At 57.5% G+C, this 17295-nt stretch carries 16 protein-coding genes and 1 tRNA gene; 8 read left to right on the top strand and 9 right to left on the bottom strand.

The features are described 5' to 3' along the window. Window positions 1-95 precede the first annotated feature (95 nt). The 3 genes from ettA to EYC82_RS16835 are packed head-to-tail and all read left to right on the top strand — an operon-like array spanning window position 96 to window position 3006. Window positions 96-1760, top strand: coding sequence for an energy-dependent translational throttle protein EttA (gene ettA / locus EYC82_RS16845; RefSeq protein ID WP_279250795.1), 1665 nt, complete (start codon window positions 96-98; stop codon window positions 1758-1760). A gap of 5 nt (window positions 1761-1765) precedes the next feature. Further along, window positions 1766-2593 (top strand): acyl-CoA thioesterase, encoded by an 828-nt coding sequence (locus tag EYC82_RS16840; RefSeq protein WP_279250794.1) that lies wholly within the window; start codon window positions 1766-1768, stop codon window positions 2591-2593. A 50-nt stretch (window positions 2594-2643) separates the two neighbouring features. Continuing rightward, window positions 2644-3006: a PilZ domain-containing protein gene (locus EYC82_RS16835; protein WP_279250793.1), complete on the top strand. Its 363-nt coding sequence runs from the start codon at window positions 2644-2646 to the stop codon at window positions 3004-3006. 35 nt (window positions 3007-3041) lie between these two features. Here the strand turns inward: EYC82_RS16835 and radA are convergent, their stop codons facing one another. After that, a complete protein-coding gene (gene radA, locus EYC82_RS16830; RefSeq protein ID WP_279250792.1) occupies window positions 3042-4424 on the bottom strand; it encodes a DNA repair protein RadA in 1383 nt (460 codons plus the stop codon). A gap of 244 nt (window positions 4425-4668) precedes the next feature. On the opposite strand from radA, the gene EYC82_RS16825 reads away from it, so the two are divergent. Next, a complete protein-coding gene (locus EYC82_RS16825) occupies window positions 4669-5802 on the top strand; it encodes a DnaT-like ssDNA-binding domain-containing protein (RefSeq protein WP_279250791.1) in 1134 nt (377 codons plus the stop codon). Then, a complete protein-coding gene (locus EYC82_RS16820; protein WP_279250790.1) occupies window positions 5714-6382 on the top strand; it encodes a replication protein P in 669 nt (222 codons plus the stop codon). Before EYC82_RS16825 ends, EYC82_RS16820 begins: the two co-directional genes overlap by 89 nt. A gap of 48 nt (window positions 6383-6430) precedes the next feature. Here EYC82_RS16820 and dnaB read toward each other — a convergent pair whose 3' ends face one another. The 7 genes from dnaB to rnr form a co-directional block, all read right to left on the bottom strand. Next, the gene (gene dnaB, locus EYC82_RS16815; RefSeq protein WP_279250789.1) at window positions 6431-7840 is read right to left on the bottom strand and encodes a replicative DNA helicase; all 1410 of its coding nucleotides are present in this window, start codon (window positions 7838-7840) and stop codon (window positions 6431-6433) included. Between the two features lie 171 nt (window positions 7841-8011). After that, complete coding sequence (rplI, locus tag EYC82_RS16810; RefSeq protein ID WP_279250788.1) at window positions 8012-8461, bottom strand: 50S ribosomal protein L9; 450 nt, start codon at window positions 8459-8461, stop codon at window positions 8012-8014. A gap of 36 nt (window positions 8462-8497) precedes the next feature. Beyond that, the gene (locus tag EYC82_RS16805; RefSeq protein ID WP_279250787.1) at window positions 8498-9403 is read right to left on the bottom strand and encodes a hypothetical protein; all 906 of its coding nucleotides are present in this window, start codon (window positions 9401-9403) and stop codon (window positions 8498-8500) included. A gap of 29 nt (window positions 9404-9432) precedes the next feature. Further along, the gene (gene rpsR / locus EYC82_RS16800) at window positions 9433-9660 is read right to left on the bottom strand and encodes a 30S ribosomal protein S18 (RefSeq protein ID WP_279250786.1); all 228 of its coding nucleotides are present in this window, start codon (window positions 9658-9660) and stop codon (window positions 9433-9435) included. Between the two features lie 52 nt (window positions 9661-9712). After that, window positions 9713-10180, bottom strand: coding sequence for a 30S ribosomal protein S6 (gene rpsF / locus EYC82_RS16795; protein WP_279250785.1), 468 nt, complete (start codon window positions 10178-10180; stop codon window positions 9713-9715). Window positions 10181-10322: 142 nt separating this feature from the next. Beyond that, a complete protein-coding gene (gene rlmB / locus EYC82_RS16790; RefSeq protein WP_279250943.1) occupies window positions 10323-11078 on the bottom strand; it encodes a 23S rRNA (guanosine(2251)-2'-O)-methyltransferase RlmB in 756 nt (251 codons plus the stop codon). Then, a complete protein-coding gene (gene rnr, locus EYC82_RS16785) occupies window positions 11078-13459 on the bottom strand; it encodes a ribonuclease R (RefSeq protein ID WP_279250784.1) in 2382 nt (793 codons plus the stop codon). The genes rlmB and rnr overlap by 1 nt, the downstream gene beginning before the upstream one ends. Before the next feature lie 179 nt (window positions 13460-13638). On the opposite strand from rnr, the gene EYC82_RS16780 reads away from it, so the two are divergent. Further along, window positions 13639-13725: transfer RNA gene (locus tag EYC82_RS16780), tRNA-Leu, on the top strand. Window positions 13726-14028: 303 nt separating this feature from the next. On the opposite strand, the gene EYC82_RS16775 is transcribed toward EYC82_RS16780, so the two are convergent. After that, entirely contained in the window at window positions 14029-14262 is a 234-nt protein-coding gene (locus EYC82_RS16775) for a hypothetical protein (protein WP_279250783.1), read from the bottom strand. Between the two features lie 740 nt (window positions 14263-15002). Between EYC82_RS16775 and hspQ the strand changes: the two genes are divergently transcribed. Next, a complete protein-coding gene (gene hspQ, locus EYC82_RS16770) occupies window positions 15003-15332 on the top strand; it encodes a heat shock protein HspQ (RefSeq protein WP_279250782.1) in 330 nt (109 codons plus the stop codon). Window positions 15333-15553: 221 nt separating this feature from the next. Further along, on the top strand, window positions 15554-17266 hold the full coding sequence (gene aspT / locus EYC82_RS16765; RefSeq protein ID WP_279250781.1) for an aspartate-alanine antiporter: 1713 nt from the start codon (window positions 15554-15556) through the stop codon (window positions 17264-17266). Window positions 17267-17295 lie beyond the last annotated feature (29 nt).

The raw sequence follows: 17295 nt of genomic DNA, 5'->3' as shown, positions 1-17295 counted from the left end.
GACCACGGTCGAACAGGCAGACGAGACTGGAGCCTTGAACGCCCCAACCTGCTAATATGCCTCGCTTGTCATCCATCATCGAGTAACTACGCGCAATGGCCCAGTACGTCTACACCATGAGTGGGGTCGGCAAGATCGTGCCACCCAAAAAAAAGATTCTCGAGGATATTTCCCTGTCGTTCTTCCCGGGCGCCAAAATCGGCGTACTGGGTCTCAACGGGTCAGGCAAGTCCACATTGCTCCGTATCATGGCGGGCATCGACACGGATATCCTCGGTGAAGCCAGGCCCCAGGCAGGCATCAAGATCGGCTACCTGCAGCAAGAGCCACAACTGAACAGTGAGAAGGATGTGCGTGGCAATGTTGAAGAGGGGGTGCAGGACGCCATAGACGCCCTGGCTGGCCTCGAAAAGGTGTACGCCGACTACGCTGAGCCCGATGCGGACTTCGATGCCCTGGCCAAGGAACAGGCCCGACTGGAAGACATCATCCAGGCCACAGACGCCCACAACCTGGACCACAGACTCGAAGTAGCCGCCGACGCGCTGCGCCTGCCACCCTGGGATTCCAATGTGGACACCCTGTCAGGCGGAGAGCGGCGCCGGGTAGCCCTTTGTCGACTGCTGCTATCCAACCCCGATATGCTCCTGTTGGATGAACCGACCAACCACCTCGATGCCGAGAGCGTCGGCTGGCTCGAACGCTTCCTGCACGACTTCCCTGGCACCGTCGTTGCCATTACTCATGACCGTTACTTCCTCGACAATGCTGCCGGCTGGATACTGGAACTCGACCGGGGCCGAGGTATTCCCTACGAAGGCAACTACTCCAACTGGCTGGAAGCCAAGGAGCTGCGCCTTGAACAGGAGAAGCGCCAGGAGGCTTCACACCAGAAAGCGATCAAGTCCGAACTGGATTGGGTGCGCAGTAACCCCAAGGGTCGACAGGCGAAGAGCAAGGCGCGTCTGCAGCGCTTCGAGGAACTGCAATCCGAGGAATTCCAGTCGCGCAACGAAACCAACGAAATTTATATTCCGCCCGGCCAGCGTCTGGGCGATAGCGTCATCGAAGTAACCGACCTCAGCAAGAGCTTCGGCGACCGCCTGCTGTTCGACAAAGTGAGCTTCACTGTGCCCAAGGGCAGCATCGTCGGCATTATCGGGGCCAACGGTATGGGCAAGTCCACCCTATTCAAGATCTTGATGGGCGCGGAACAGCCCGACAGCGGCGCAGTAAAGGTTGGCGAGACGGTACAACTGGCCTACGTGGACCAGTCACGCGATGAACTCGATGGCGGTAAAACCGTCTGGGAAGAAGTTTCAAGCAGTCAGGATATTATCCGTATCGGAAGTTACGAGGTGGCCTCGCGGACGTACGTGGGCCGCTTCAACTTCAAGGGTTCCGACCAGCAAAAATTCGTCAAGGATCTCTCCGGCGGTGAACGCAACCGCCTGCATCTTGCCAAACTGCTGAAACAAGGTGGCAATGTGCTGCTGCTGGACGAACCCACCAACGACCTGGATGTGGAAACCCTGCGCGCCCTGGAGGACGCCGTACTGGCATTCCCGGGCGCGGCCATGGTGATATCACATGATCGCTGGTTCCTCGACCGTATCGCGACGCATATTCTCGCCTATGAGGATGACGGCGACGTCGTCTTTCACGAGGGCAACTACAGCGACTATGAGCAGTCCCGCAAAAACCGGATAGGCAATGCAGCTGAGCAACCAACGCGCGTGAAATACCGCAAGCTAAAATAGCCGCCGTGACAGAGGACTTCGATTTCATCTGCGCCCTGCAACCAGAGCGTATCGACGAACTCCGCTTTCGCGGTATTACTCCACCCCTGAATATCCCCACGATTTATGGCGGCCAGCTGATGGCACAGGTGATGCACAGCGCAGCGCAAACACTGGACAACCCGAGGCCGGCTCACTATCTGCAGGCAAGTTTTATTGCCAGCGGCGACCCGACAAAGCCTCTGGATTTTGAAGTGCGCAAGCTGCGCGACGGAAAGAGCACCAGCAATCGGCAGGTCGAAGTAAGCCAAGCGGGCACCACACTGTTGGCGGCGGCTCTGTCATTCCAGACCATCTCTGAAGGGTACTCGCACCAAGTGCCGATGCCCGCGGTGGACAGGCCGGAGACCTTGCTGGCGACCGGTGACCACGAGATGCAGTTTTCGGATGACGATAACGCACCATTTCCCTTCTGGATTGTGGTGTGCCCACCCACCAGCGGTGGCCGCGAGCCCTATTCCTCGGTATGGACCAAACCGCGATTTAATGCTGCTGAGGACAGTCTCCTGCAGCAAATGTTATTTGCTTTTGTCTCGGATGCCTCTATTTTACAAGCCGCACTTCAGCCGCACTCCCTGACCTGGGAAGATCCGGGGCTCGCTATAGCGACGATGAATCACTCCCTGTGGTTTCACCGCAGTCTGAACATCAATGACTGGCATCTGATGCACAGTGTTTCACCGAGCACCCATGACGGTCGTGCCTTCGCCACAGCGAATACGTTTAGTGATCAGGGGAACCTTGTCGCTACCATTGCACAGGAGGGCATACTGCGACGCAGGCCCTCGCAATAACCACAGTGCGGCGTTATAGTGGCTCGAATTCGAGCTGTTCAGAGTGCCACATGAGCGAAGTACACACCGAAAAACGCCGATTCACACGCGTCGAGTTGACCCTTCCGGTAGAGGTCCACCAGGGCGGCAGCGTGTGGCAGCAGAGCCTCATTGATATCTCCCTGAGTGGAGTCGCGACCGACCAGCCTGCGGAGTGGGACGCACAGTACAACGAGCCGTTTACTCTCATCATCAAGACAGACAACGGCGACGCTCTGGAGTTACACGCCTACCTGCAACACGTCGAGGCCGGCAGGCTCGGTTTCTCAGTCCAACACGTAGATCGAGAAAATTTGCAGCCCCTGTTGGATGTACTCGAAGCACATATGGATTTAGCGACCCTGCAGGAAGAGCTGACCCTGCTGAGTACGTAACGTCCCGGGTAAGAGGCTGTCCAGGTCGCGCCCTGTCACTCCAGCGCGGCAAGTGCCTCGGACAGTTTGGCTACCGCGGTCACACGCATACCCTTAATGTCTGCCCGCGGCGCATTGCCCTTGGGCACGATAGCCCACTTAAAACCATGCTTGACCGCCTCCGAAAGACGCTCCTGGCCATTGGGCACAGGACGAATCTCGCCGGACAATCCGACCTCGCCGAACACCACCAAATCTGTGGGTAACACCCTGTCACGAAAGCTGGACACAATGGCGAGCAACAGGGCCAGGTCGGCACTGGTTTCAAGCACCTTAACCCCCCCCACAACATTGGCAAACACATCCTGATCACCCACCTGCAGGCCGCCGTGCCGGTGCAGTATGGCAAGCAGCATTGCCAGGCGATTCTGCTCCAGACCCACCGCCACTCGGCGCGGATTGCCCAGCTGGCTATCATCCACCAACGCCTGAACCTCTACCAGCAGTGGCCGGGTTCCCTCCCAGACCACCATGACTGCACTGCCCGAGGCGGGTTCGCTGCCGCGATCGAGAAAAATTGCAGAGGGGTTTTTTACTTCCCGCATGCCCTGCTCCGTCATCGCGAAAACACCCAGCTCGTTGACTGCACCAAACCGGTTCTTCTGGCCCCGGAGAATACGAAACCGCGCATCTTCGCTGCCCTCCAACAAAATCGAACAGTCGATCATATGCTCCAGCACCTTGGGGCCCGCGAGTGAGCCATCTTTAGTGACGTGACCCACCAGCAATAGCACGGTGCCGCTCTGCTTGGCATAACGAATCAGATAGGCGGCACACTCACGCACCTGCGAGACACTGCCGGGAGCAGAGGTGAGCTCGTCGGTATGCACAACCTGTATGGAGTCGATGACCAGCACGCGCGGCTTCAGTTCATCCACCGCCGCAACAATGGCTTCTACATTGGTTTCGGCCATCAGTCGCAGCGCGTCTGTGGGCAGGCCGAGTCGTTTGGCGCGCATAGCGATCTGCTGCAGCGACTCTTCACCCGTGACATACAGGGCATCCATGGACTTCGCCAGATGGCACATGGTCTGGAGCAGGAGGGTACTCTTTCCCGCTCCGGGGTTGCCGCCGATCAGAATCGCCGAGCCGGAGACCAGCCCGCCACCCAGCACCCGGTCAAACTCCCCTGCCCCCGAGGAAATACGCGGCACCGCGTCGAGATCGATTTCCTTGAGCACTCGGGCGCTATCCAAAGCCCCGGCAAAACCCTTGCGCTGATCAGCAACACTGGCACCGGCCCGGCCCGAGCCCTTAGCCGGACCCAAGCGAATCTCTTTTAATGTATTCCATGCGTGACAGTCACCGCATTGCCCTTGCCATTTCACATAATCGGAGCCGCAATCACTGCAAACAAACGCGGTTTTCTGTTTTGCCATGTTGGTTCCATCACGGTGGCTGGCCACCGTCGTTGAGTTCCTGTCGAGCGCCGAGGCCACAAAACCGACCCGTGTGCTGGACGAGCATCGCCAAACCCGCGTCTCTGTGCAGACTTGGCGGGCTTGCTGAGCCAGTCACTCACTGGTTTGCGTGTCACTTGCCCGCGGCGACCGCCTCGGTAATGAGCACCCGTGGCGCTAAGCTGTTATGCTAACAGAGTTACAAGCCTAAACCGGTAACCCGATGCCAGATTCCTCCCTAGTCCCCGAGCGACAGCTTGTTTTTTCGCCGACGCTGGCTTCCACCATCGGTCTGGAAGAGGCCATCCTGTTGCAGCACCTGCAACAACTGTGCGACCACCAGCGAGCGGATGTGCGTGGGGGATACGCGTGGTTTACGGCAGAGCGGGACTACCTGCTGAGCACGCTACCCTTCTGGTGCGCGGAAGATTTACACCGTGTCAGTCGCAACCTGGCGGACAAAGGGATACTGCTGATTGAGTCACCTCCTCTACTCAGCGCAGCGACGCTGGTCTTTGCCCTTAACGAGCAAGTGCAAAGCAATGTAACACCTCCGCCGCAGGCGACTGCGCCGGCAGCGCCAACCAGACGCAGCGCAGGCTTGCTCCCCGCGCACTGGTCACCCAGCGAGGATCTGCTGCAGCTGATGAGCCTGAACCACAGCATACCGAGGCAGTTCGCCCTGGACCAACTGGAAGATTTCACCTTTTACTGGCGCGAGCGGGGTGAAACCAGCCATGCCTGGGAAAACAAGTTCAGGCAGCACGTCGTCAGTCTTTGGCGGCGTCACCAGCAACACGAGGCCGAGGCCTTTCGCACGCCCACCGCCGCATTGGATAATGAATGGCGACCCAGTCAAGACGCGATGGAAATCATGGACCGGGCCGGCATCGCCGAGGACTTCATCGCGCAGGCCATCCCGGAGTTTATCCTGTACTGGCGAGAACGAGGCACCAACCCAAAAGAGCTCAACTCGAAATTTATTCAGCATATTCGCATCCAGTGGGCCAAGTACACCTCCAGTATGGAGCACAGCACTGAACCCAAGCGTATGCATGAGCAATGGCAGCCTTCCCGGGACGTATTCGATATACTTCAACTGTCCCACATCGATCATACCTTCGCCCAGTCACTCCTGCCCGAGTTCATCGTATACTGGCGCGACAGTAACCAGGCACAGACCTCCTGGAACAGTAAATTCATACAGCACGTAAAGTACCACTGGGCAAAACGCCACCAGTTAGCGCAAGCGGGAGGTAAGCATAAGCATGAGGGACAGCCAGGATCTGGTACAACAGGCCGCACAAGGGATCGAAGCCTCGAGCAAGACCTCACAGACACCTCCTGGGCCAAGTGAATCCCCCCGGACGGCAACAGAGGGTCATGTCGAGGCACTTAATCAGGTCTTCGCCCTATTCCGCCTGAATTATCACAACCAGTATTACGCCGCTTACCCCGATGAAACACAGCTGGTTCAGATCAAGCGCCTGTGGCTTGATGCCCTGGCGGAGATCCCTGTCGAACAAATTCTCAAGGGGGCCAAGCACGCTATCGAGAACAGCGAGTACTTGCCCACGCTCAACCGCATGCTGGAGTGCTGCCACAAGGGGCTCGCAGAGTTCGGCTTACCCAGCGGTCACGATGCGTTCACGGAAGCCTGCCGGGCAGCCTCACCGCGCGTTGCGCAGCAGTGGAGCCATCCCGCCGTTTACCTGGCCGGGCGCGACAGCGATTGGTTTTTCCTGACCAACAATACAGAGCGCACCACGTGGCCCATATTCCGAGAGCATTACCAGCAATACTGCAGCCGCGTATTGCGCGGAGAATCGCTGGAACTGCCCCCCGCCGAGCGCCTGCAGCACGCGCGGCCCGCCCCTCTGGCAAAGGAAGAGCAACTCGAGCAGCTGGCTAAGCTGCGGAAAGAAACGGGTATCTAGCGGAAACCGGTGGACGGTGCGCCGCCGTTCAGAGCGAGCGCGAACACTCTATCCACGATCGTCGTATGAGCCCCGTGCAAGATTCTCAAAGCGGGTGTACTCACCGATAAAGGCCAAACGCGCGATGCCAATAGGCCCGTTACGCTGTTTGCCGATAATAATCTCGGCGATACCCTTATCTTCAGACTCCTCGTGATACACCTCATCGCGGTAGATGAACATAATGACGTCGGCATCCTGCTCAATGGCACCGGATTCGCGTAAATCGGAATTGACCGGGCGCTTGTTGGGCCGCTGTTCGAGGGAGCGATTCAGCTGGGAGAGCGCCACCATGGGCACTTTAAATTCCTTGGCAATCGCCTTCAGGCTGCGGGAGATTTCAGAGATCTCAGCGGTGCGACCATCCGAGGCACCCGCTACCTGCATCAATTGCATGTAGTCGACCATGATCATACCCAGGTCACCGTGCTCCCGGGCAACGCGACGGGCGCGACTGCGAACCTCGGTTGGCGTCAGTGCGGGGGTATCGTCAATAAACAGGGGAACGTCCTTTAGCTTGTTCACCGCGTTACTGAGACGAGGCCAATCCTCTTGCTCCAGCTTACCGTTGCGCAGACGCGTCTGGTCGATGCGCCCTACAGACGACAGCATTCGGGTAATCAGTGAGTCAGCAGGCATTTCCATGCTGAACACCAATATGGGCTTTTTCTGGTTGAGTATCGCGTGCTCCACCAGATTCATGGCGAAGGCGGTCTTACCCATAGAAGGACGCCCCGCAACAATCACCAGGTCGGACTCCTGCAGCCCCGACGTCTTCGCGTCCAACTCCAGGAAGCCGGTGCTCAAGCCGGTAATATCGCCGCCAGACTGGAACAGCTCTTCGATACGCGCGAGTGCGTTCTGCAGCAGCGGATTGATCTCTTCCGGGCCACCGAGTTTTGGCCCCTGCTCGGAAATCTGCATGATGCGCCGCTCCGCGGCGTCGAGCAGTTCAGTGGAATTGCGCCCTTCAGGGTTAAAACCGCTTTCTGCGATCTCCTGTGCCGCCTCGATCAGGTTGCGCAGATTGGCGCGCTCACGGACCACATTGGCGTAGGCGCGGATATTGGAAGCACTGGGCGTATTCTGCGCAAGTTCCGCCAGATAGGGCAGGCCGCCGGCCGCATCAATCTCGTCCGCAGCATCGAGCTTGTCGGCCACCGTAATGACATCGATAGGCTGTGCGGCTTCGGCCAGCTGTGCGATTTGACGAAAAATGAGGCGATGCCCCGGTCGATAAAAATCGCTGGCCACCACAATCTCTGCGACCGCATCCCAACCCTCCGCGGAAAGCAAAAGGCCTCCGAGTACGGATTGTTCAGCCTCGATCGAGTGGGGCTGCAGTTTGATCCGCGAAACCTCCCCGTCACCGGGGTGGCGCATTTCGGATACATTGTCTGGAAAATCCGTATCGGCCATCACTGCGCTTATTATTAAGGGGGTCTACCAGATTATAGGAAAGGAGCGACCAGAAGAAGACCTACAGGGAATCGCTTGCCGAAGAATGGCGGTGAACCAACGCGAGCCGCCCTCAAGGCGGCTCGGTGAGCAGCAACCACCCACCGGCAGCGGCGTCCGGTCCGGAGGGGGTTACTCCGGAACAACCTCGAGGGAAACAGTAGCGGTCACTTCGCCATGCACCTGGATTGCAATCTCGTACTCGCCCAACTCCCGCAGTGCACCCTCGGGCAAGCGAACCTCGGCTTTGTCCACATCGCAACCGGCAGCGACAATAGCGTCACTGATATCGCGGGTACCCACAGAGCCAAACAGCTTACCTTCCTCACCGGCATTGGCAGGAATGGTCAACGTTCCCAGCGCCGTGATGGCTTCCGCGCGCGTTTCCGCCGCTTGCAGCTGGCTCGCGGCCGCGGTCTCCAGCTCCGACCGACGGGCCTCAAACTCCGCCGTGTTGGCATCTGTCGCGTAAACCGCCTTGCCCTGTGGAATCAGGTAATTGCGGCCAAAGCCCGCTTTCACGTTCACAGTGTCGCCGAGCTTGCCCAGCTTGCTGATGTTTTCCAGCAATATGACTTCCATTTTTGGTTCCTCTCTGGGGAATAACTTCCCGCTCTCTCAAAGATCTCTGTCGTCGTCACGCTCTTGCGGTGGTTGGTGATGCTCACTCTCCACCTTCGCCCAGCGCCGGCGAAAATCCAACCAACTATCTGCAATGGCCAGACACACCACCAGCAATTTTACCGGGTCGAATATCAGCCACAGGAGGTAAAAACCCGCTAGCCATCCCGTACCGCGCCCCCGTGCCTTGGCGTTCGCATGCACCAGGGCAATACCCGCAAACGTGAGCGGGATCATGCAAATCATGGCCCAGGCGCGTAACTGCGGCCCCGTGCTGGACAGCACCAGTGTCGCCAGTACCAACACCAGACTGGCTGACGCCGGGTAACGCAACTCCCTGAACTCAGCCCCGAAACCGCCGGGGTTGAACAATGCGGCCTGCCAATAGCGTGCTAATAACAAACACAGCGCCGCGGTCATGGCCGTACCCGCCCCCAACATCCCGGCAATCTGGGCGGGTTGCACCCGGGGCAGCTCAACCTGCTGCCCGCCCTCGGACAAGCTTTGTTCCAGCGAGCCGAGAAACTCTGCAAAGTAGGTGGCCATTTCCTGGAGATACACCCCGGACAGCCCCAATGTGGCAATTCCTGTCACCACCCCTACCCCAACCGTCGCTAATATCGTCAGGGGCAGACTTACAGTGGCACGCAATACCGCTGCCAGCGTCAACGTTCCGGCCAGCAGAGCCAGCGGGCCGCCATCACCGTACATGTACCAAACTGCCCCGGCCGGAAGCAGGGCCCAAACAAACAACCAGCCTCCGGCAACAGCGCCCTTGCGCAGGGTGACGAGGCCGATAACCGCCGCGCTCAACCAGCAGAAAACGATACTGGTGGCACCTGCAAGCGTGACCAATAGCGCCTGGGCACGTCCGCGCAGAACAAACTCCGCCAGTCCCTTCACAGCGACCTCAACGGCTCACCTTGCGTCCTTTAGTTATGCGAATCACTATAAGACAACAGTGACAAGTAACGGGCCCGCTTGACGGCGGTCGCCAGCTGGCGCTGATACTTGGCCTTGGTGCCTGTAATACGGCTGGGCACAATCTTGCCCGTCTCGGATACGTAGGCCTTCAGTGTTTCCAGGTCCTTGTAATCAATTTCCTTGGTGCCTTCGGCGGTAAAGCGGCAAAACTTACGGCGACGGAAAAAACGTGCCATGATGATATTCCTCCAAAACCTCGATATGTGTTAAGTGCCGGGAAGCGCCTGCTCAGCCTTCCGTCTTCTCGTCCTCTGCGGGCGCCTCAGACTCTTCGCTCTGGGCTTCGGCAGCTTTGTTCTTATCTTCAACTGACTTCTCGCGCGCCGCATCGGCAGCCTGACGTTCTTCGTAGCGGCTCTTGCGCTCACGGTTTTCCTTCTCGGCCTTCATAATGAAAGACTCTTCGGTCACCGGCTCGTCACGGCGAATCACGAGGTTACGCACCACCGCATCGTTGAATCGGAAAGTGGTTGTCAATTCATCCAATGCGTCCCCGGATGCCTCGACATTCATCAGCACGTAGTGCGCCTTGTGAATTTTATTGATGGGATAGGCGAGCTGGCGACGCCCCCAATCTTCCAGACGATGGACAGTGCCGCCGTCTTTACTGATGACAGAGCTGTAGCGTTCTATCATGCTGGGTACTTGTTCAGACTGGTCCGGGTGGACCATGAAAACGATCTCGTAATGTCGCATACGAAAGGCTCCCTATGGGTTAGTGCTACCCGTCGCCTGTGTTAAACGCGGTGCAGCAAGGAGGATCGGCCATCAGAAACAGCCGGGCAAATTTTGAGGCTGCGAAGTGTATCGGCTTTGCAACGGACTGACAAGCGGATTATTAGGAGGCAGCAAGCCGCTGTCTGCGGGCTTCAAACAGGCAAACGCCCGCGGCCACAGAGACATTCAGGCTGTCGACAGAACCGGTCATCGGCAGGCTGATCAGATGATCGCAGTGCTCCCGGGTGAGACGCCGCATACCCCTGCCTTCAGCTCCCATAATCAAGGCTACGGAACCGGTTAAATCACTGTTATATATGGAATTTTCAGCCTCTCCAGCCGCGCCAAAAAGCCACACACCGCTGCCCTTCAGGGCCTCCAGGGTGCGACTGAGGTTGGTGACCGTGACCAGAGGCAAAGCCTCCGCCGCACCGCTGGCCACTTTGCGCACCACCGGCGTCATGCTGGCCGAGTTATCGCGGGGTACAATCACCGCGTCGGCGCCGGCCGCATCAGCACTGCGCAGACACGCCCCGAGGTTGTGAGGATCGGTCACCCCATCCAGCACCAGCAACAGGACCGGGCCCGCTTTACCCTCAACGTGACGCAATAGTTCCGGCTCTCGCCACTGCAGCCCTCCCCCACCCTCGGCATCCGATGCTGCTACGCGAGCCACTGCGCCCTGATGTCGACCTTCGACCAGACGGGCCAGTTCTTCCCGAGAAACCCGCTCAACGCTGACACCCTGGTTCTGCGCCAGAGCGAGCAGCGCCTTGAGTCGCTTGTCATCCCGACCATCCTGTAACAAAAGCTGATCTACCGTATGAGGATTGCGCCGCAGCAGGGCATCTACTGCATGTATACCGTAAACCAGCATCAATGGTGTCGCCTGTGGCCGGTTTTACCCTTGGCTTTGGCTTTGGCTTTACCTTTGGTTTTGGCTTTACCCTGGGTTTTGGCCTCCTTGCGCCCACCCCTTCCTTTTGCTTTCCCGGCAGTTCTGGTGGGACTCTTGCCCGGTCGCGACTTTCGTGGCGGCGCAGAATCGACCAGGTCCAGATCGATTTTTCGATCATCCAGATCTACCCGTGCCACCTGCACCCGAACGTAACCACCAATCTGGAAGCTGCGCCCGGTGCGCTCACCGGTCAACCGTTGCCGCGCCTTGTCAAACTCGTAGTAATCACCGGGTAGGCTGGTAATGTGCACGAGCCCCTCAATGTAGAGGTCCTTCAGCTCCACAAACAAGCCAAAACCGGTCACCGCAGCGATCACCCCGTCAAATTCGTCCCCCACGTGCTCCTGCAAGTACTCACATTTGAGCCAGGCATCCACCTCTCGCGTGGCATCATCGGCACGTCGCTCTGTCATGGAGCAGTGCTCTCCATGAATAGCCATACTTTGCGCATCGTAGGGAAAAATCTTTTTCACAGGGATAGCCTTTGCCGCCTCCACCCGGCGCACACCCACAGCTTTCACCTCACCGCGAATCAACCGGCGAATACCCCGGTGCACCAGCAGGTCCGGATAACGTCGTATAGGTGAGGTAAAATGCGCGTAGGCCTCGTAATGAAGACCGAAGTGTCCCTTGTTCTCGGGCTGATAGACCGCCTGACTCAGGGAGCGCAGCAGCATAGTCTGGATCACATGGGCGTCATCCCGGTCGGAAATCTGCGCCAACAACTCCTGGTAATGAACAGGGGTGGGGGTTGTCCCGCCGCCGAGATTCAATCCTAATTCACTCAGGAAAGTGCGCAACCCCTCCAGCTTTTCTTCGCTGGGACCCTCATGCACGCGATAAAGCACAGGCAGCCCATTGTCTTCGTAAAACCGAGCCGTAGCCACGTTGGCGCACAACATGCATTCCTCGATCAGGCGGTGGGCATCGTTACGAATCACCGGCACAATGGCATCAATCTTGCGCAAGTCATCGAACAGGATCCGCGTTTCTACCGTTTCAAAATCGATTGCACCGCGCTCGGCGCGCGCCTCACGCAGCACCTTGTATAACTGGTGCAGTCGCTCGAGATCGGCAACACGTGCCTCATCCACTTCGGCGTGATGCCCCTTCTCCAGCACACCGCCTACCTGCGTATAGGTCAACCGAGCGTGGGAGTGAATCACCGCCTCGTAGAACGTGTAAACCTCGAGCCCTCCCTGCGGGCCAAGATCCATTTCGCAGACCATCGACAGGCGATCGACCGCAGGCTTCAGGGAACAGAGCCCATTGGACAGGGCCTCGGGCAGCATCGGTACCACCCGGGCGGGAAAATACACCGAGTTACCCCGCTGCGCGGCCTCCGTATCCAGAGCCGAGCCCGGCATCACATAGTGCGACACATCCGCAATCGCGACCCACAGACGCCAGCCGCCTCCCTTGCGCCTTTCACAATAAACCGCATCGTCGAAATCCCGGGCATCCTCGCCGTCGATCGTGACAAAGGCCAGCTTCCGCAAATCTACCCGGTGCTGCTTGTCCACCGTCAGCGGCTCATCCTCCAGCGCAGACGCTTCGGCGAGGACCTCCTCTGACCACTCCCACGGAATACCATGGGAACGTATTGCCACGTCGATCTCCATGCCCGGATCGAGATGATCACCGAGTACCTCATCGATACGACCCTTGGCACCCAATTTGCGCGTTGGATAATCTGTGACTTCGACCGTCACCACCTGACCGGGACGTGCACCACCTTTCTCCTTGGGCGGAATCAATATCTGCTGGCTGACGCGGCCGTTATCGGGAATGACAAATCCGATGCCACTCTCTTCATCGTAGCGCCCTACGAAAGAGGTCTGGCCGCGTTGCAATACCTCAACGACCTTGCCTTCAAGGCGACCTCGACGGTCTTCGCCCGTTACCTGCACCAGCACTTCGTCGCCATTAAACACAAAGTGCATCTGCCGCGGGCCCAGATAGATATCTTCACCGTCGTTCATGGGTATGGCAAAACCATACCCATCCCTGTGCCCCTGCACCCGGCAGTGCAGCAGGTCCATACGGTCCACCAGAGCATAGGCCCCGCGACGATTCACCATGATCTGCCCGTCACGCTCCATGGCGCGCAGACGCTTCTTCAGGGCCTCCTGCTGAGGAACCTCTTCAAGACCCAGCGCCTGGGCAATATGGCCATGGCCGAGTGGTTTATCCGCATCAGACAACAGCTCTAGAATCACTTCGCGGCTGGGGATGGGGTTATCGTAGCGTTCCGCTTCGCGGGCTGCGTACGGGTCGGCAATCCTGCCTTTCCTGGCCATAAAGGGGGCCTTATAATGAGTTCTCGATGGTGTATTCCGACAATTATACGCGAGATCACTCCACACCGCTCAGTTGCGTATCCCCACCACCACCCGCTGGGCATTGACATGGACGCGCGGGAAAAGTAAAGTCGCCGCGCTCGCTTTGACCTTCCCCTTCACTGAGGGCAGGCAAACGTGCCCAGGTGGTGAAATTGGTAGACACGCTAGCTTCAGGTGCTAGTGCTCGAAAGGGCGTGGAGGTTCAAGTCCTCTCCTGGGCACCATTACAGACTTCACAAGACCCCATTGGTTTAACCCTACTCGGGCTCAGCAACGAGCAACCCCTCCTGCATCCCCCACCCTCTTCGTCTCCCACTGCTGGCTTTTGCTTGCGTCGCTGCAATAGACCGAGACTGCGTTGACGAACCGCACGAAACCCTGTTTCGCGCGCCTCGGATTGTTTAAACCTAACCAGACAATTTATCGCGCTGGATCTCCGTTTAATGCAGTGGTAGATTTGCCATTACAGGCGAATCAAGACCGATACACATGCGACCGAGCCGGTCATTTCAAAGGGAGTCAACATGTCAGACAAGAAGCAGAAAACGAGCAATCAGATGAAGCAAAAAATGGAAAAGAAGTACGACGATGGGCACGAACATAAGCACAACAAGGACCATACCGAGTATCGCGCTCACGAAAAGTCCCATCCTCACACCCAACATGGCGGAGATCCCGAAGGACATAAACACACCAAGCAACATCATGATGGGCATTCTCAGAGCGATGACAGGCACCATCAAAACAAAAAGCGAGATCACAAAGAGCACTCCCGAGAGCATCACAAGACGGGGAAGAGTAGCGACTCATAACAACTTGCGCAGTACCTTCGGAGCTTACGCTTTCGCCATTTGACCGCGAGAGGAGCCCGCTTACCCCCGAGGGTAGGACATGTGGCTGCCACACCGGAGCTGCCCAAACCCCGCTCAGTCGGGCCAGCTGAGATACGGTTTCGTTTTTAAAAAAACAAGGTAATACAATAGCCTTGGCACACTGCGCATTAACGCAGACAGTGGAAGAAGACGCACTCGGATTCCCGGAGCAGAGCATCATCGATCCAAACGCACGCGAGAATGAGCGCAGCGCCGCAGCAGAGCGAGTGCTGGTTCAACCCCAAGGCCCGCTCCAGTGAAGCGTATCCTCAGTGCGCCGGTGGACGGACAAGGCGATACCACAGACATGACCTGCGTTAAGGAGGCGGCCCGCCGTATAAGACTTTTTTACGGGCGTAGCACCCCCATATAAAAAATAGCGGATACGGAGGGCAAGTGGCCTGGTATCCCACAAAAAATGAGATAAATACTGATGATTCAACCCTCAAACCGGGCACTAGTGATAAAAGTGACCCGCCTTACGCTGGCCCCTCATTCTGTCTCTCATCCCTCCGGATGAAGCGGTTTACCGTTTAACGCCGTTCTTACACTGATTTACCCGACCCAACGACCTACCCCCCTCCCTGCGTAAATCTGTTATTTTGGACGCTGTCGAACAGGGGTAAAAAATGCTCAAACGAGATGCGAAGTTCACCATTGGCCAGGTAGTAAAACACCGCCTTTTCCCATTCAGGGGCGTCATTTTTGATGTAGATCCCACCTTTAACAACACCGAGGAATGGTGGGAATCGATACCGGCGGACGTGCGACCCCGCAAGGATCAGCCGTTTTACCACCTGCTGGCTGAAAACAGCGAACAGACCTACATCGCTTATGTGTCTGAGCAGAACCTTCTCGAAGACCACAGCGGCGAGGAGGTGGACCATCCGCAGCTGGGGGAGTTTTTCGGAGCCTTTCATGGCACGTTTTATGAATCCCGCGCGCAGCGAGGCCACTGAAGGTGACCGCGGTGAACAACACTGGGCCGCCCTGCCGCGGGAAGTGAGGTAAGCATCCTGGCGGCACACCCATATACCCCAGCGAATCAGCGAGGCGACGGCGATCCAGATTTTGATAACGCGGAATTCTTGATAGTTTTTTCTATACTCTCATCACACCATCGTAATTACCGGCCCTACAGACGGCCTTGTCCGCACTGATAACTTCAACGGGAGCAAGAGTGGATTTTCTAATCGACAGCATAAACGTTCATCTGCGAACCTTGTTTGCAGCACTTCCCATCAGCGCCCTCTTCCTGTCACTTGCGGCGGGCTACACTATCGGAAAAATCCAGTTTGGCCGCTTTCAACTGGGCGGTCTCGCCGGCACGTTGTTCGCCGCCATTATCATTGGTCAGGTCGGCGTTGAAGTAGACGACAATATAAAAACGATGTCGTTTGCAGTTTTTATCTACACTCTGGGTTACGTTAGCGGCCCGCAATTTTTCCAAAGCCTTGGCCGGACGACACTCGATCAGCTTCACCTGACTGTCTTTGCGGGTGTAATAATATTTATTACCGTCTGGTGCGCAGCTCGCTTCTTCGATTTAGACCCAGGATCAGCAGCAGGACTGCTTGCCGGTGCCACAACAGAATCCGCGTCGGTCGGTACCGCGGGAGATGCCATTGCCAACCTGAAGATCACTGAGCAAGAAAAACTGCGCCTACAATCCAATATTGCTGTCACCTACGCCATCACCTATCTCTTCGGCTTCACACTGGTCATTTTTTTCACCACCAAAATTGCTCCCCGATTGATGGGGGTAAATCTGCGGCAGGCTTCCAAGGAGTTCGAGGACGCCATGGGAGGCCCTGAGAAGGATCTGGAGGACGGTCAGTCAGAACCGCTGCAGGACGTTAGGGCGCGGCTTTACAGACTCACCGAAAAAAGCTTTGTCGGGTCAACTGTGGCTTACATTCGTGAGTCCAGCAAAGAAGCAGTTCACGTTGTTCAGCTATACCGAGGCGACGGACAAATCAAAATTTCGCCCACGACGCGCCTGGAACACGGTGACTTGGTCGCGCTGATGGGCCCGCGCACAGCGCTCGCTTCCTACGGCCCACAACTGGGCGCCGAGGAGGGAACAGTCGATGGCATCCAATTGATCGACGAAACACGGGACGTCGTAGTTACCACCAGGAAACTGAGCGGCATTACTCTCGCAGAAGCCAAGCAGGTGGTCGATCCTGCCATTCGCCGAGGCGTGTTCGTACTTCGCCTCAAGCGCGCCGATCGAGAACTGAAAATTTGGCGAGGGGTCATGCTGCAACCCGGTGACGTTGTGACTCTTTACGGACCCCGCGACTCGGTGGATAAAACAGCACGCGATATAGGCTACTCTGTGGACCCCAGCAAGGGAGTAGATTACGTCTATCTTGGTGTTGGCATCATCGTGGGCATGATTCTCGGCCTCGTTACCGTTCCCGTGGCCGGCGCCGACCTTGGCCTGCATACAGGAGGGGGGTGCTTGATTTCGGGCCTGGTATTCGGTTGGCTGCGTGCACGAAAACCAACCTTCGGCAGCCTCCCTGCCACGACGGCACTGCATCTACGAGACTATGGCCTGGCGATTTTCATCGCCTCTGTGGGATTGGCCAGTGGCCCCCACGCCCTGACACTACTCGAGGAAAAGGGCATGTTGTTACCTCTGCTCGCACTTATAACCGTGAGCGTCCCCTTGCTGACGTGCACACTCTACGCCCACCGCGTGCTGAAAATGCCACCACCGGTGATCTGTGGCGCATTGGCCGGGGTGCTGACCTGCACTCCCGCGCTCAATGCGCTGGTCAGTGAAGCCGATAGTGAAGCGCCCGTGTTCGGGTATACCGTTCCCTATGCCGTGTCGAATGTCATCCTTACCTTATTGGGGCCGGTTATTGTATTGGCCGTTTAAAAAGGCAGGTATGCCGGGACGTCGCCACC

The sequence above is a fragment of the Candidatus Marimicrobium litorale genome, assembly GCF_026262645.1.
GTDB classification, from domain to species: domain Bacteria; phylum Pseudomonadota; class Gammaproteobacteria; order Pseudomonadales; family Halieaceae; genus Marimicrobium; species Marimicrobium litorale.
Note: the sequence above shows the minus strand (reverse complement) of the source record. Positions and strands in the feature narration are given on the sequence as shown.